The 15,542-nt window shown below is 49.3% G+C and carries 14 protein-coding genes; all 14 read left to right on the forward strand.

Annotated elements, in window-relative coordinates; all coding sequences use genetic code 11:
• Nucleotides 1–103 precede the first annotated feature (103 nt).
• Nucleotides 104–1,819, forward strand: coding sequence for an ABC transporter ATP-binding protein (locus tag HOLDEFILI_RS04730; protein ID WP_006058338.1), 1,716 nt, complete (start codon nt 104–106; stop codon nt 1,817–1,819).
• Entirely contained in the window at nt 1,803–3,548 is a 1,746-nt protein-coding gene (locus tag HOLDEFILI_RS04735; RefSeq protein WP_039863904.1) for an ABC transporter ATP-binding protein, read from the forward strand. The genes HOLDEFILI_RS04730 and HOLDEFILI_RS04735 overlap by 17 nt, the downstream gene beginning before the upstream one ends.
• Nucleotides 3,549–3,699: 151 nt before the next feature.
• On the forward strand, nt 3,700–4,104 hold the full coding sequence (locus tag HOLDEFILI_RS04740; RefSeq protein WP_006058340.1) for a hypothetical protein: 405 nt from the start codon (nt 3,700–3,702) through the stop codon (nt 4,102–4,104).
• Between the two features lie 1,014 nt (nt 4,105–5,118).
• Nucleotides 5,119–6,000: a DUF6017 domain-containing protein gene (locus tag HOLDEFILI_RS04745; RefSeq protein WP_039863905.1), complete on the forward strand. Its 882-nt coding sequence runs from the start codon at nt 5,119–5,121 to the stop codon at nt 5,998–6,000.
• Entirely contained in the window at nt 5,997–6,491 is a 495-nt protein-coding gene (locus HOLDEFILI_RS04750; protein ID WP_006058345.1) for a PcfB family protein, read from the forward strand. Before HOLDEFILI_RS04745 ends, HOLDEFILI_RS04750 begins: the two co-directional genes overlap by 4 nt.
• Nucleotides 6,488–8,353 carry a VirD4-like conjugal transfer protein, CD1115 family gene (locus tag HOLDEFILI_RS04755; RefSeq protein WP_006058346.1) on the forward strand — a complete coding sequence of 622 codons (1,866 nt, stop codon included), beginning with the start codon at nt 6,488–6,490 and terminating at the stop codon, nt 8,351–8,353. The genes HOLDEFILI_RS04750 and HOLDEFILI_RS04755 overlap by 4 nt, the downstream gene beginning before the upstream one ends.
• Nucleotides 8,354–8,356: 3 nt before the next feature.
• Nucleotides 8,357–8,497: a Maff2 family mobile element protein gene (locus HOLDEFILI_RS18755; protein ID WP_006058347.1), complete on the forward strand. Its 141-nt coding sequence runs from the start codon at nt 8,357–8,359 to the stop codon at nt 8,495–8,497.
• Between the two features lie 835 nt (nt 8,498–9,332).
• Nucleotides 9,333–11,252, forward strand: a complete 1,920-nt coding sequence (gene tet(32) / locus HOLDEFILI_RS04765) for a tetracycline resistance ribosomal protection protein Tet(32) (RefSeq protein ID WP_002602099.1) — start codon at nt 9,333–9,335, stop codon at nt 11,250–11,252.
• Between the two features lie 81 nt (nt 11,253–11,333).
• Complete coding sequence (locus HOLDEFILI_RS04770; protein WP_039863914.1) at nt 11,334–11,789, forward strand: XRE family transcriptional regulator; 456 nt, start codon at nt 11,334–11,336, stop codon at nt 11,787–11,789.
• Between the two features lie 213 nt (nt 11,790–12,002).
• A complete protein-coding gene (locus HOLDEFILI_RS04775; protein WP_002602097.1) occupies nt 12,003–12,770 on the forward strand; it encodes a class I SAM-dependent methyltransferase in 768 nt (255 codons plus the stop codon).
• A gap of 204 nt (nt 12,771–12,974) precedes the next feature.
• The gene (locus HOLDEFILI_RS04780) at nt 12,975–13,421 is read left to right on the forward strand and encodes an RNA polymerase sigma factor (protein WP_002602096.1); all 447 of its coding nucleotides are present in this window, start codon (nt 12,975–12,977) and stop codon (nt 13,419–13,421) included.
• Entirely contained in the window at nt 13,411–13,614 is a 204-nt protein-coding gene (locus HOLDEFILI_RS04785) for a helix-turn-helix domain-containing protein (protein WP_002602095.1), read from the forward strand. Before HOLDEFILI_RS04780 ends, HOLDEFILI_RS04785 begins: the two co-directional genes overlap by 11 nt.
• Nucleotides 13,615–14,147: 533 nt before the next feature.
• Complete coding sequence (locus tag HOLDEFILI_RS04790) at nt 14,148–14,546, forward strand: plasmid mobilization protein (protein ID WP_002602094.1); 399 nt, start codon at nt 14,148–14,150, stop codon at nt 14,544–14,546.
• The coding region (locus HOLDEFILI_RS04795; RefSeq protein ID WP_425268556.1) for a relaxase/mobilization nuclease domain-containing protein at nt 14,509–15,542 on the forward strand (1,034 nt) is incomplete at its 3' end. The genes HOLDEFILI_RS04790 and HOLDEFILI_RS04795, both read left to right, overlap by 38 nt.

Consider the following 15,542-nt stretch of genomic DNA (forward strand, 5'->3'; position numbering starts at 1 on the left):
GGAAAGTTTACGGCAGGCTGGTATAATGATAGAGAAAAGCTTAGCTTGCTAACAGTTGGTGAAGGAAACTAAGTGATCGCAGAGGGGGGAATGAGAATCTGTTATGGAACTATTAAAGAAATATCTAAGGCCGTTGTTAAAAGCGATGTCCGTCAGCTTTCTGATGAAGTCGTTGGGAGCGCTGGCGGTGCTGCTGCTGCCCTATCTGTTGGCGTATGTGATCGACACAATCGTGCCGACCAAGGACATTCAATTGATTGTTATCTATGGCTTGATCATGATCGCCGTATCCATTGCGGGCTGGATTTTTGACATCAAAGCGAACCGGCTCGCGTCCCGCGTCGCCCGGGATGCGACCATTCATATCCGGCACGATCTGTTTGAGAAAACGATCCGGCTGTCCTGCCGCAAAGGGGATGAATTTACAATACCATCCTTGGAAAGCCGTCTGACCAGCGATACCTACAACGTTCACCGGATGATCGGCATGATTCAGCGGATGGGGGTCCGCGCGCCGATTCTGTTGATCGGCGGGATTGTGATTACGCTGATTATGGAGCCGGTGCTGGCGCTGGTGATGCTGGCGACATTGCCGTTTATCACACTTTTGGTTTATTCGAAAGCCACCAAGGGCATTCCGATGTTCACCAAGGTACAGCGGGCGCAGGACCGGATGGTTTCCGTCGTTCGGGAAAACGCCCAGGGCATCCGCGTGATCAAAGCGCTGTCCAAAGCGGATCATGAAAAAAAGCGTTATGAAAACGTCAACACGGGACTGGCGAATGAGGAACTCAAGGCCAACACCCGGATGGCCGCGATCAATCCGCTGATGAACCTGTTTATGAATCTCGGTCTGGTGGGCGTCATTCTGGTCGGCGCCTGGCGGGTCAACGGAGGCTTGAGCGAAACCGGCAAGATCATCGCCTTCACCAATTACTTTACGATCATTACCAACGCGATGATGTCGATCAGCCGGATCTTCGTCATGGTTTCCAAGGGAATCGCCAGCGCGGACCGGATTGAGGAAGTGCTGCAGGCTCAGGATGAAATGGAAATCATTCCCGACGATTCGCCGCTCAATGACAAGATCGTTGAATTCGATCACGTCAGCTTTTCCTACCTGGGCGTGAAGGATAACGTCGAGGATATCACATTTGAAATGAAAAAAGGCCAGACGCTGGGAATTATCGGTGCAACCGGTTCCGGTAAGTCGACGATTCTGCAGCTGCTGATGCGCTTCTATGACGCGGATGCCGGGACGATCCGGATTCATGGCCGCGATATCCGCAGCTATGATCCGAAAGAGCTGCGGAAGGAATACGGCATCGTCATGCAGAACGATTTTATCTTCCAGGATTCCGTCCGCGAAAATATCGCCTTCGGCCGGCCGATCGACGACGAGCTGCTGGATGAAGCGACGCAGATCGCTCAGGCCCGGCCGTTTATCAAGAGCCTGACCGATGAATTCGATTATAAGCTGAACTCCAAAGGCACCAACCTTTCCGGCGGACAGCGCCAGCGGATATTCTTATCCCGGGCGTTTGCCAACAACCCGAAGATTCTGATTCTGGACGATTCCAGCTCGGCGCTGGACTATGAAACGGATGCCCGGCTGCGCAAGGCGATCAATACGCACTTTGCCGACACCGCCAAGGTGATCGTCGCCCAGCGGGTTTCCAGCATCATGCACGCGGATGAGATTCTCGTACTGGATCAGGGAAAAATCGTGGCCCGCGGTACGCATGACGAGCTGATGCAGACCAGCGAGATTTACTCGTCGATCAGCGACAGCCAGATGGGAGGTGCGCTGCTTGAATAGAAAAGCGACAATCCGGCGGTTGATCGGATATTTAAAGGAATCCAAGCTTCTGTTATTGCTGGCATGCGTGACGACGATCGTCGCCAATGTGCTTGCTCTGTACGGTCCGAAGCTGACCGGCATCGCGATTGATGCGATCGGCGGACCGGGACAGGTCAATTTCGACAAGGTTCTCTATTACTGCGTCCTGATGATTCTTTTCTATGTTATATCCAGTGTGCTGACCTACATCCTGCAGATCATTCTGCTGCAGGTGTCAAAGAAGATCACGCACCGGATGCGCAAGCAGGTCTTCGATCATCTGCTGGAGCTGCCGGTCAGTTATTTCGACCGCAATCAGACCGGCGATATCGTATCCAAGATTTCCTATGACATCGACACGATCAACACCTCGCTGTCCAGCGATATTCTGCAGCTGGTCACCGGGGTCATCACGGTTGTGGGTTCGTTGCTGATGATGCTGTCGATCGCGCCGGTACTGGTGCTGGTGTTTGTCATCACCGTGCCGATTACGCTGGTGTTTGCGCGCTATCGGATGATCAAAGTCAAGCCGCTGTTCCGCCGGCGTTCCCGCAAGCTGGGCGAACTGAATGGCTTCACAGAAGAAATGTTATCGGGAAACAAGACGATTAAGGCGTATGGTCAGGAAGACACGATCATCACAAAATATGACGGACGCAACGAGGACGCCAGCCAGGCGTACTACACTGCGGACTATGAGGGCAGTATCATGGGGCCGTCCGTCAACTTCGTCAACAATCTCTCGCTGTCCTTAATCAGTATGTTCGGTGCGATTTTGTTTCTCTTGGGCAAGATTACGATCGGCAACATTTCCTCATTTGTGATGTATTCGCGGAAGTTCTCCGGCCCGATCAATGAAATGGCCAACATCATCACCGAGCTGCAGACCGCGGCGGCTGCGGCGGAACGGGTGTTCCGGCTGCTGGACGAGCCGTCGGAAATTCCGGATGCTTCGGACGCCAAGGTTCTGATCGACACGAAGGGCATGGTCGATATCGATCATGTCAAATTCGGATACACGCCGGAAAAAGAAATTATCCATGATCTGCGGCTGCATGCCGATCCGGGCCAGCTGGTCGCGATCGTCGGTCCGACCGGGGCGGGCAAGACGACGATTATTAATTTATTGATGCGCTTCTATGACGTCAACGAAGGCGTGATTTCGGTCGATGGCTATCCGATCCGCAATCTGACCCGCGACAGTCTGCGCAAGGCGTTCACAATGGTATTGCAGGACACCTGGCTGTTCCAGGGCACGATTGAGGAAAACGTCGCTTATGCCCGTGAAGACGCAACGCTGGAGGAAGTCATCGACGTCTGTAAGAAGGCACATATCCATGACTTTGTGGAAACGCTGCCGCAGAGCTATCAGACCGTTCTGACCGATGACGGTGTGAATATTTCCAAGGGCCAGAAGCAGCTGCTGACGATCGCCCGGGCAATGTTGTCCAACGCGCGGATGCTGATCCTGGACGAAGCGACCTCGAACGTTGATTCCCGCACGGAAATGGCGATTCAGGACGCGATGCTGGAGCTGATGAAGGGACGCACATGCTTTGTCATCGCGCACCGGCTGTCGACGATCAAAAACGCCGATGTGATTCTGGTGCTGAAGGACGGAGATATTATCGAATCCGGAACGCACGACGAACTGCTTCAGGCGCGCGGTTTCTATGCCAAGTTGTTTAACAGTCAGTTTGAAAGTTAAATTTCGCAGCGATCAGAAACTTAATTTCTGGTCGCTTTTTTAGATCGCAGGACATTGCTTTCTCGATTCCGTTCAGTTATGGTTTTAAAATTTTACTTCTGAGTGAAATCCAAGGAAAATATGCGATAATAAAGACAAAGAAGGTGATGTCATGACCCGCAGTGAATGGGGACAGTCCTGCTTCAAGAACGTTTTCAGCCGATTCCGGTTTTATCTGATCACTTCTGTACTGATATCGTTGGTCATAACCGGCGCGGTACTGAAATGGAAGGGATCGCTGCTGATCGGGATCGCTGTCATTTTCTGGCTGGCGACGCTGGCCATTCTGCTTTTGCTTCTTCTGGAATGGAAGGGAATCCAGCGGATGACGCAGACCTTGCCGGAGTCGCTGGGACCTGTGCGGCAGCTGAACACGCTATGGCTGGGAGAAGATACCGTCTATTTCTGGTTCCGCCGTCAGGGATATGTTATTCCGATTTCACAGATTATGTCCTGCAGCGTCGCATCGGTTACGGAAAGTCCGTATGCCAGCGGCAGTGTCCGCACGGCATGTTGATTCTGGGATTGAAGGATCGAAATTTGGGCGTGAATGTCAGCGACCGGAAGAACGCAATCCAGGCTGCGCAGTTTCTGAAAACAAAAAATCCGCGGCTGACGCTGATGGATATTGAAGAAAAAAAGGTGTCTTTGACAGAAATTCACACTGAATAATAATCAGAAAGTTGAAACGTTGGACTGGAAGTAAGATTCAGAAAGACTTAGTTCTCTTAAAGCCATCTTTTTTTATGAAAGTTTGGAAAGGTTTTTGAGCTTGAAGCAAACTTTGGCTTATGAGTATGAGTTCACGGAAAAAGTATAATGAAAAAACAGGAGAAACAGACTGATTGAGAGGGATATCCCTTGTCAGCAGGGTAAAACTCCTGTTTTTCTTTCGCTTATTTTTGTCTTAAAAGCCATTTTGCTTGTGGGAAAATTAAGTTCAAAATAAAAGAGATTGGGATCAGTCCGTAATATCTGATTTGCTTTTTTGTGATGCACTTCATTTTACATTAAATTTCATCGATATTTCTTTTTGTCAGACAGGTCTGCTTATCCCTAAAAAGTGATAAGTAGAAAGAAGAAACAAAGCTCTTTTTGAATTCAGGAAATTTCAATTTTCAAAACAACGATGCTGAAAAGGCGGCAAAGAAAAGAAGCTTTCGCGTTCCCCGCCTCCTAATAAGAAAACATGAAAAAGTCAGTAAAATCAATGTTTTCAAAGGCAGGGAACACGGCACGAAGTCAAAAAATCTCATACTGACAGGCACGAAGGGCGCTGATGTGAAAATCAGCGCCCTTTTCCTGTCCCCACGCCATAGGCAGCCGCCCTATGGCGTTTTTTCATATCCGTACCTATACCCACCCGAAAAATGTATCAATTAGGGTGCGAAAACCTCTGTTTTTTTCTCTCAGAGCGCCGCTTAAAGGGCGGCGTGGGTGTTTTCCCATGGGAAGCGTCCGAGAGGCAGGACAGGGGCTTTTTTGCGCCAAAATCAACACTTTTCAAAACCAGAGAAAGGAGGCGCCGGATATGGCAGTTTTCCGCATCGAAAAGACCAGAGATTACACGGTCATGTCCAACTACCACCTGCGGGACAGGTCGCTGTCCCTGAAAGCGAAGGGGCTGCTGTCCCTCATGCTGTCGCTGCCGGAGGACTGGGACTACACCATGAAGGGGCTTGCCCGCATCTGCAAGGACGGCATCGACAGCATCAGCGGCGGGATCCGGGAGCTGGAGACACACGGCTATCTCGTCCGGGCGCGCGTCCGCAACGAGAACGGGCAGCTTGGCTCCATCGAGTACACCATTTTGGAGCGGCCGAAGGAACCGGCACAGACGCCCGCGCCTATCCGGGAAAAACCTATACGGGAAAATCCAATACAGGTGAAGCCAATGTTGGATGCCCCTATTCAGGAGAACCCCGCCCAATTAAATACTAAAGAACAAAATAAAGAATTATCAATTACGCAAGGATCAAGTCCTATCCCATCAAGTCCCCCTACCCCCAGAGGAAAAAGCCGGATCGGACAGGACAGGATGCGAGAGCGCGAGAGCTACCGGGAGATCATTTTGGAGAATATCGACTACGATATCCTCACCCAGGATGAAAAGCTGGACAGGGAACGTCTGGACGAGCTGGTGGAGCTCATGGTGGATACCGTCTGCTCCAACCGGGAGATGATCCGTATCGCCGGGGACGACTACCCCGCCGAGGTGGTGAGGTCCCGGTTCTTGAAGATCGGCAGCTCCCACATCGAGTATGTGCTGGAACGGATGCGGGAGAACACCACCTATGTCCGCAATATCAAGAAGTACCTGCTGGCGGCGCTGTATAACGCACCGGTCACGATGGACAGCTACTACACATCCCTTGTCAGCCATGACCTGTACGGCAGCGGAGATCGGAGGTGAACGCCTTGCAGGAAGAAATCACGCAGAAAACCCTTGCGCTTTGTGTGGAGACCGGTAAAATGACCGCCCAGCTCTTGCAGCAGGCCATGAAGAAGGTGCTGGCGGATATGGAAAAGCACAAGAATGATCCGCAGCTTCGGCACGGCAAGCAGACACTCCGTCAGCTTATGAAGCACAACACCGGCGTTTCCAACATTGAGATCACAGACCAGAATATCAAGGCGTTTTCCGCCACGGCGAAGAAGTACGGCATTGACTTTGCCCTGAAAAAAGATACCACCGGGGAGATCCCCCGGTACCTGGTGTTCTTTAAGGGCAGGGACGCCGACGCGGTGACGGCGGCCTTCCGCGAGTTCTCCGCAAAGAATCTGGCGAAGGAGAAAAAGCCCTCTATCCGCAGGCGGCTGACCAAGGCCAAGGAGCAGGCGAAGCGGCAGGAGCTGGAGCGGGGCGAGAAGGTCAAAAACAGGGATCGGGGGCTGGAACGATGACGGGAAAGCTGAAAAAGACCCTGCTGGCGAACCTTCCGTATCTGCTGTTCGTTTGGCTCTTTGACAAGCTCTGTCAGGCGGTGCGGCTGGCACCGGGGGCGGACGCTTCGGAAAAGCTGCTGCATATCACCCAGGGCTTCACCGAGGCCTTCGCCTCCCTCTGGCTCAGCCTGCACCCTCTGGACCTGCTGCTGGGCGTTGCCGGGGCGGCGCTTGTCCGGCTGGCGGTGTACCTGAAAGCGAAAAACGCGAAGAAATATCGCCGTGGCGTTGAGTACGGATCGGCCCGATGGGGCCGGCCGGAGGATATCGCGCCCTACATAGATCCCGTTCCCGATTGGAACATCCCTCTGACCCGGACGGAAAGCCTCACCATGACCAGCCGCCCGAAGGATCCGAAAACGGCGCGGAATAAGAATATCCTGGTCATCGGCGGCTCCGGCAGCGGCAAGACAAGGTTCTTTGTCAAGCCGTCCCTGCTCCAAATGCACAGCTCCTATGTGGTCACCGATCCCAAAGGACAGCTCCTTCGGGAGACGGGAAAACTCCTGGCGCACGGCGGGCCGAAGCGGGATGAGAACGGAAAGCCGGTGCGGGATAAGCACGGCAGGATCATCTATGAGCCATACCGCATCAAGGTCCTGAACACCATCAACTTTTCCAAAAGCATGAAATATAACCCACTGGCCTATGTGCGCTCCGAGAAGGATATTCTCAAGCTGGTCAATGTCATCATCGCCAACACGAAGGGCGACGGCGAAAAATCCTCCGAAGATTTTTGGATCAAGGCCGAGCGCCTTTTATACTGCGCCCTGATCGGCTACATCTGGTATGAGGCGGAGCCGGAGGAAAAAAACTTCATCACCCTGCTGGAGCTTATCAACGCCTGCGAGGCCAGAGAGGACGACGAAACCTATAAAAGCCCCGTGGATATCCTCTTTGACGAGCTGGCGCAGGCGCAGCCGGAGCACTTCGCCGTCAAGCAATATGTCAAGTTCAAAATGGCGGCCGGCAAGACACTCAAAAGTATTTTGGTGAGCTGCGGCGCCCGCCTGTCTCCCTTCGATATCAAGGAGCTGCGGGACATTATGACGGAGGACGAATTGGAGCTTGACACGATGGGCGACCGGAAAACGGCGCTGTTCCTCATTATGAGCGATACCGATACCACCTTCAATTTCGTCATCGCCATGCTGCAAAGCCAGCTTTTCAATCTGCTTTGCGACAAGGCGGACGATCTCTATAACGGGCGGCTGCCTGTCCATGTGCGGTGCCTTCTGGACGAATTTGCCAACATCGGCCAGATACCAAACTTCGACAAGCTGATCGCCACCATCCGAAGCCGTGAGATATCGGCTTCTATTATTTTGCAGAGCCAGTCGCAATTAAAGACCATTTACAAGGACGCGGCAGATACCATTGTCGGCAACTGCGACGTCACCTTGTTTTTGGGAGGCAAGGAGAAGTCCACGCTGAAAGAGATTTCGGAGCTGCTGGGCAAGGAGACCATCGACAGCCTGAACCAGTCCGAGAACCGGGGCGCGCAGACCTCTCACGGCCTCAGTTATCAGAAATTGGGAAAGGAGTTGATGACCCAGGACGAGATCGCGGTCATGGACGGCGGCAAGTGTATCTTGCAGCTTCGGGGCGTGCGCCCGTTTTTCAGCGACAAGTATGACCTGACAAAGCACCCCCGCTACAAATACCTGTCCGACGCCGACAAGAAGAACGTCTTTGACGTAGAACGGTACATGAAGCGCAGACCGGCCATCGTGAAGCCGGACGAGCCTTTCGATATGTACGAATTGAGCGCAAAAGAACTGGAACCCGACAACAATTCTACAAAACGAAAGGAAATATGATTTATGGAGTTCTTCAACAGTGCCATCGACGTATTGCAGACCCTGGTCATCGCCCTGGGCGGCGGCCTTTGCGTGTGGGGCGGCATCAACCTTCTGGAAGGCTACGGCCAGGACAACCCCGCGGCCAATGCTCATGTACGGTAAGGAAGCAAGCAACCGAAAACAAGAGATAGACCGCCAGCACTACACTATTCCGAACCAAAGACCAAAAGATAAGCATTGTGGGAAAATCTAAACTTTTGGATTTTCCTACAATGCCGACTACGGCGGAATCCTTCCCACTCCTTATATCTTTATTTCCGTATACATTGAATTTGTATTTAGTAAATGCTATAATGTCCCTATTCAAATTATAAATGTGTTGAATTAGTTACATGTACATATTTTTTGTGCCGCATAAATACCCTGTTGAGGTTGTCGTTCTTTGTCCAGATGTGGAAACAATAAAAGGAAGGGAACGATACAGGGAGAAAACAGGCTATTCCGGCTTTACGGTTGAAACCTTATACGATACATTTATGCAGACAACACCACGGATCGGCTTTTGGCTGGACAATTCCAACCAAACACCACAGCAGACAGCAGAAACCATTCTGAACGCCAGAAAGTCGGTATGATTGTTACATATAAGGGGAAGAAAAATTTCTTTTAGGTACTTTCTTTCCTAAAACTAATGTGATATAATAGCATCATTCCAAAAAAGGAGTAAAAAATATGCGGCAAGGTATTCTTAAATAAAACTATAATCAAATAGTGGGAACAAAGGATTATGATAGTCCCTTTTGTGGGGGCTTGGTTTTTTGTACCCAATTTAAGAATACTTTTGCCTTATCAATTTTGACATATCCGAAAAACAGCAATCACAAACAGGTGTATGCTGTATATGTGTATGTCCGCAAATTATAATCCCCAGTGGTAAAAGTATTTTACTGCTGGGGATTTTTATGCCCTTTTGGGGCTGTAAAAGGAGGACAATCACATGAAAATAATCAATATTGGAATTCTCGCCCATGTAGACGCAGGAAAAACAACATTGACGGAAAGCCTGCTGTACACCAGTGGAGCGATTGCGGAACAAGGAAACGTGGATAAAGGAACTACAAGAACAGACACTATGATTTTGGAACGGCAGCGCGGAATTACCATTCAGACAGCGGTTACTTCTTTTTGCTGGAATGATTATAAAATCAATATCGTGGACACTCCCGGTCATATGGATTTTTTAACCGAAGCATACCGCTCTTTATCTGTCCTTGACGGAGCTGTTTTAGTCATTTCGGCAAAAGACGGCGTACAGGCACAAACCCGTATATTATTCCATGCGCTTCAGAAAATGGACATTCCGACAATTATCTTTATAAATAAGATAGACCAAAATGGGATCGACCTGCGGCGTGTTTACCAAAGCATTAAAGATAAACTTACCAGTGATATGATTGTCATGCAGGAGGTTTCCCTGTCGCCAAAGATAACCATGACCGATATTTCTGATTTGGACAAATGGGATATGATTATTTCCGGAAGCGATGAACTATTAGAACGATATGTTGCAGAGGATTCTTTGGATATACAGGAATTACAATATGAAAAGTGCAAAAGAACCAGATGCTGCTCTTTGTTTCCTGTTTATCATGGGAGTGCAAAAGACAATTTAGGAACAGAAAAACTGATTGAAGCGATTACAGAAACTTTCATTACAGAAACAGACGATATTCAGTCTGAATTATGTGGATATGTTTTTAAGGTTGAGTATACAGAGCGGAAAAAACGGCTTTCTTATTTACGCCTGTATCATGGGACGCTCCATTTACGGGATACCCTGCTGCTGTCAAAAAAGGAAAAAATAAAGATTACAGAAATGTGTATTCCGTCAAATGGTGAAATCGTCCCGGTTGACCATGCCTGTCCGGGAGAAATTGTTATTTTAGCTGATGATACTTTGAAACTGAACGACATTCTGGGAAATGAAAAACTCCTGCCTCACAAAACACGGATTGATAATCCCATGCCATTACTTCGGACAACGGTAGAGCCGCAAAAGCCGGAGCAAAGGGAAGCCCTGTTAAATGCCCTCACAGAGATTGCTGATACAGACCCTCTTTTGCATTTTGACATTGATACTGTTACACATGAGATTATATTATCTTTTTTGGGAAAAGTACAGTTAGAAGTTATTTGTTCGCTATTAGAAGAAAAATATCATGTGGGCGTGGCTATGAAAGAGCCTTCGGTTATTTATCTGGAAAGACCGCAAAAAAAAGCGAGCTACACGATTCATATTGAAGTGCCGCCGAATCCGTTTTGGGCATCTATTGGTTTGACTGTAACACCGCTTCCTGTTGGAAGCGGAACACAATATAAAAGCGAGGTATCTCTCGGCTATTTAAACCAAAGTTTTCAAAATGCCGTCATGGAGGGTGTGCGTTATGGAATGGAGCAGGGCTTATATGGCTGGGGAGTGACAGACTGCCAAATTTGTTTTGATTATGGAGTTTATTACAGCCCGGTCAGCACCCCCGCTGATTTTCGTTTTCTTGCGCCTGTCGTGTTGGAGCAGGCATTGAAAAAAGCAGGAACACAACTGTTGGAACCATACCTTTCCTTTACCCTTTTTGCACCGCAGGAATATCTTTCACGGGCTTATAATGACGCACCAAAGTATTGCGCAATCATTGAATCAACCAGACTTGAAAAAGATGAAGTTATTTTTAAGGGGGAAATCCCTGCCCGTTGTATTGGTGAATATAGAAATGATTTGAATTTTTATACAAATGGAAGAAGTGTCTGCATTACAGAATTAAAAGGGTATCAGGAAACTTCCGGCGAGCCTGTGTTTCAGCCACGCCGCCCGAACAGCCGTTTAGACAAGATCCGGCATATGTTTCAGAAGATAATGTAACATCTTGCGCAATGCAAACGTTCATTGCTGGCTATTGCGAAATATCATTGATAAAATCAGCATCAGAGAGGAGGAACCATTTTGAACCAGAAACAGACGGATATTACAACAGGAAAGCAAATACGTCATCTGCGAACACAATCGGGAATGACACAGGAAGAACTGGCTGGGAAATTGAATGTTACCCGGCAGGCGCTATCGAATTGGGAGAGAGATGTTAATGAACCCGATTTAAATACGTTGAAAAAAATTTGTTTTCTTTTTGGAGTCCACATGGACGATTTTGCGAAGGAGGTAATAACAAAAATGGAAACATGTGAAAAAAAAGAGAAACGACAATTTAATAAGTATGATATGGCAATTGGACTTTTTTATGGTGTCGGGATATTTCTTGGCATTGGTATTTTCTTTGTTGGCGGTTTTATGACAATGTCGGGTGCAGGGTGGGGAGCATCACTATTTGGCGGTGGCTGTTTTTCTCTTGTATTTGGCTTGATATGCCATGCAGTTATTACATTGAGAAGAAATGACAAATGATGACATATCCTGCTTTCTAGTCTTTTCGGTCATATCGCGTAAAAAAGCCGCTGCTTTTGGCTTTCCAATAGCGGCGGCAAAGGGAAATATCCTTTGAATACCTTACAGAAGAAAAGTTTTGCAGCATTATAAAAATAAAAGCCTATACCATTTTGGAAAGAAAAGATACATAATAGTCAAGACGGCAACAATCAGAAGTTATGGAGGGTAACAATGGAATATAGTAAGGAAGATTTAATGGAAGCAAAAAGGCAAATTTTGGGAGTGGGAGAGAACATGGGAACAGAGGAAAGCAAAAAGATCTGGGAGAAAAACGCACAATTTTGGGATGATGCAATGGGTGACGAATCCAATGAATTTCACAGAGAGGTAGTACGTCCCAAAGTAACGGAACTTCTCTCTCCTGATCCTTCGGATTACATTTTGGATATTGCGTGCGGCAATGGAAATTATTCTTCGTATCTTGCACAGAGAGGCGCTTCGGTCGTCGCTTTTGATTACAGCAAAAAAATGATAGAATTGGCTAAAAGACGGCGATCACAATATGCAAAACAAATTGAGTTTTGCGTAGCGGATGCGACCAATAGAGAAAGCTTATTAGGATTAAAAAGAAATCGAGCCTTTACGAAAGCAGTTTCTAATATGGCAATTATGGATATTACGGATATTGAACCGCTTTTTATGGCTGTTTATGAACTATTGGAGGAAAACGGGATTTTTGTCTTTGCAACGCAGCACCCTTGTTTTATCACATTGACTGAAAAATATATGACACCGCACAGTTACTATGATATAGCGATCGAAGGGCAGCCGGAGGAGCAGATTTATTATCATCGTTCCATACAAGATATTTTTAACCTTTGTTTCAGAGCTGGATTTGTCATTGATGGATTTTATGAAGAATGTTTCAAAAACAATAAAGAAATTCCTATGGTAATGATAGTAAGGCTTAAAAAGGTAAAACGTGATAGCTTAAAATAAATTCAAGTTTGCCGGATAAATAGCAAACCCGGCCGAGCCAGTCAACGGTCAAGATGAACGGGCTTCGCCCGCCGTTGACAGCCCCGCCCGGTTTTGCAGTTAGGCAGTCAAGGAGCGACAGCCTAAAGTGCTGCCGCCCCTTACTATCATAAAAAGCAACTACTAACCAGCCACAGCCCTTTTGGGAGGAAAGGGGGATTTTCCATGACCTGTACAGAAGAATATCGGGAACATATCGAGTACACTTTCCATGCCTTTTGCAAAGTCGTTATCCGAAATGCAACGATCAACGCAGCGAGGACACGGAGCAGGAAGCACAAAAGAGAAATATCCCTTGAATACCTCACAGACGAAAAGCACTACCCTTTAGGCACGACAGATGAATATTTCCAAGCCCCGGAGCCGGACGAGGAATACATACTTACCCTTTGCGGCGATACGGTCATTTTCAGCAGCGGTTTACTTGCGGAAGCCCTGTCACGGCTGGACGAACGGGAGCGGGAAATGATTTACCTGTCCTTTTTCAAGCGTATTCCACAGCACGAAATTGGCAGACAGTACGGGCGCAGCCGCAGCACAGCGGGCTACCATATCCGAAAAGCCCTACGGCAGCTCCAAGCGGAAATGGAGGGAATGGCATATGAGAAATAATAGGCTTCTCCCCTATGAAACAATCGTCCAAGCCGCCAGCGGGGAGCCGGAAGCGGTGGGAACTGTATTGCAGTATTACCGCCGCCGCATACAATGTGCCGCCCGTGTGAATGGACGGGTAGACCAAGATACAGAGGACTACATCACCCAGACGCTTCTCACAGCTATTTTCAAGTTCCGCTTTGGGAGATAGCCCTACCGCCTACAACTGAATAACCGCCGCTTCGCCGGCAACCAGAAAGCAGTAAATCTATTCAACAGATTTGCTGCTTTTTTTCGTTCCTGTTTGGCATTTTTGAAAATCCCCAGTATGAAAAAACAAAAGGGAAAATAGCCGCCGCAGTTGGCAAAATCCCTTACTTATCCGTAGAGGGTATCAAAGAAAAAAATACTGCCATTGTCCGCCTATTCCGGCTTGCGTGGTGTTGTAGGGAATAGAGGGGAAATTCTAAAAATCTCCGTCCATTTTGCTTTGCGTGGTGTTGTAGGTAGTGAAAGGAAAATTTTCAAGATAAGCCGGAATAGCGGGTAGCAAAGCCCTTTTGAAACGTTTTGTTAGCGGAAAGGACGGGAGCCGGGGAACGCCGGAGTTTTTCAGAGCAAGATTCTACCGAGGTGCCAAAATTCGCTCTCCGCTTATTTTTGCCCCTGCGGGAATCTTGTTGGGGAGTGCCTTCCCCAAACCCTGCTATGCGCCCTGTCGGGCGAGAAAGGAGGTCACAGACCATGCGAAAGAAATACAATACGCCCCACCGCCGTCATGTGGTAAAGACCCGCATGACCGATGAAGAATACGCCGACTTCACCGGGCGGCTGGCGGCTTATGAAATCAGCCAGTCCGAGTTTATCCGGCAAGCCATACGGAAAGCGACCATACGCCCCATTGTCACCGTTTCCCCGGTCAATGACGGGCTGCTTGCCGCCCTCTCCAAGCTCACGGCAGAGTACGGGAAAATCGGCGGCAACTTAAACCAGATTGCCCGGAGCCTGAACGAATACGGAAGCCCCTACCGGGGGCTGGAAAAGGAAGTGCGGGGAGCCGCCGCCGACCTTGCCGCCTTGAAGTTTGAAGTCTTGCAGAAAGTAGGTGAAGCCGTTGGCGATACTCAAACATATCAGCTCTAAAAATGCCAACTACGGGGACGCTGAAAAATACCTCACATTCGAGCATGACGAGTTTACCATGAAGCCCACCCTTGACGCAGACGGGCGGCTCATACCGAGGGTAGACTACCGCATATCCTCTCTGAATTGTGGCGGGGAGGATTTTGCCGTTGCCTGTATGCGCTCCAATCTCCGCTACGGCAAGAACCAGAAACGGGAGGACGTAAAGAGCCACCACTACATCATCAGCTTTGACCCACGGGACGGCCCGGACAACGGCTTGACCGTTGATCGGGCGCAGGAGCTGGGCGAGAAGTTCTGCGCCGAGCATTTCCCCGGACACCAGGCCCTTGTCTGCACCCACCCGGACGGACACAGCCACACCGAAAATATCCATGTGCATATCGTCATTAACAGTCTGCGGATTGCGGAGGTTCCCATGCTGCCCCACATGGACAGGCCAGCGGACAGGAAAGCAGGCTGCAAGCACCGCTGTACGGACGCAGCTATGAACTATCTGAAAGCCGAAGTCATGGAGATGTGCCACAGCGAGGGGCTTTACCAGATAGACCTTTTGAACGGCAGCAAAGAACGCATTACCGAGCGTGAGTATTGGGCGCAGAAGAAAGGACAGGCTGCCCTTGACAGAGCCAACGCCCCTATTGCTGCGGACGGTATCGCGCCCCGGCAGACCAAGTTTGAAACGGATAAGGCGAAGCTGCGCCGGACTATCCGGGAAGCCCTTGCCGCTGCTTCCGGCTTTGATGAGTTTGCCGCCCTGCTTCTCCGGCATGGTGTGACCGTCAAGGAGAGCCGGGGGCGGCTAAGTTACCTCACGCCGGACAGGACGAAGCCAATTACCGCCCGGAAGCTGGGGGACGATTTTGACCGGGCTGCTGTCCTCTCCGTTTTGGAGCAGAACGCCGCCAGAGCCGCCGAAAAACCCGCAGCCATAGCGGAATACCCCGGCAGTATCAAAGACCGCTTACGGACGAAAAAAGAAGCGAAAAACGCCCC

It is taken from the genome of Holdemania filiformis DSM 12042, assembly GCF_000157995.1.
Lineage (GTDB): Bacteria > Bacillota_I > Bacilli_A > Erysipelotrichales > Erysipelotrichaceae > Holdemania > Holdemania filiformis.

Coding starts and splice junctions, on each gene's coding strand:
- HOLDEFILI_RS04730 (WP_006058338.1), top strand. CDS start 104: ATGGAACTATTAAAGAAATATCTAAGGCCGTTGTTAAAAGCGATGTCC.
- HOLDEFILI_RS04740 (WP_006058340.1), top strand. CDS start 3,700: ATGACCCGCAGTGAATGGGGACAGTCCTGCTTCAAGAACGTTTTCAGC.
- HOLDEFILI_RS04745 (WP_039863905.1), top strand. CDS start 5,119: ATGGCAGTTTTCCGCATCGAAAAGACCAGAGATTACACGGTCATGTCC.
- HOLDEFILI_RS04755 (WP_006058346.1), top strand. CDS start 6,488: ATGACGGGAAAGCTGAAAAAGACCCTGCTGGCGAACCTTCCGTATCTG.
- HOLDEFILI_RS18755 (WP_006058347.1), top strand. CDS start 8,357: ATGGAGTTCTTCAACAGTGCCATCGACGTATTGCAGACCCTGGTCATC.
- HOLDEFILI_RS04775 (WP_002602097.1), top strand. CDS start 12,003: ATGGAATATAGTAAGGAAGATTTAATGGAAGCAAAAAGGCAAATTTTG.
- HOLDEFILI_RS04780 (WP_002602096.1), top strand. CDS start 12,975: ATGACCTGTACAGAAGAATATCGGGAACATATCGAGTACACTTTCCAT.
- HOLDEFILI_RS04785 (WP_002602095.1), top strand. CDS start 13,411: ATGAGAAATAATAGGCTTCTCCCCTATGAAACAATCGTCCAAGCCGCC.
- HOLDEFILI_RS04790 (WP_002602094.1), top strand. CDS start 14,148: ATGCGAAAGAAATACAATACGCCCCACCGCCGTCATGTGGTAAAGACC.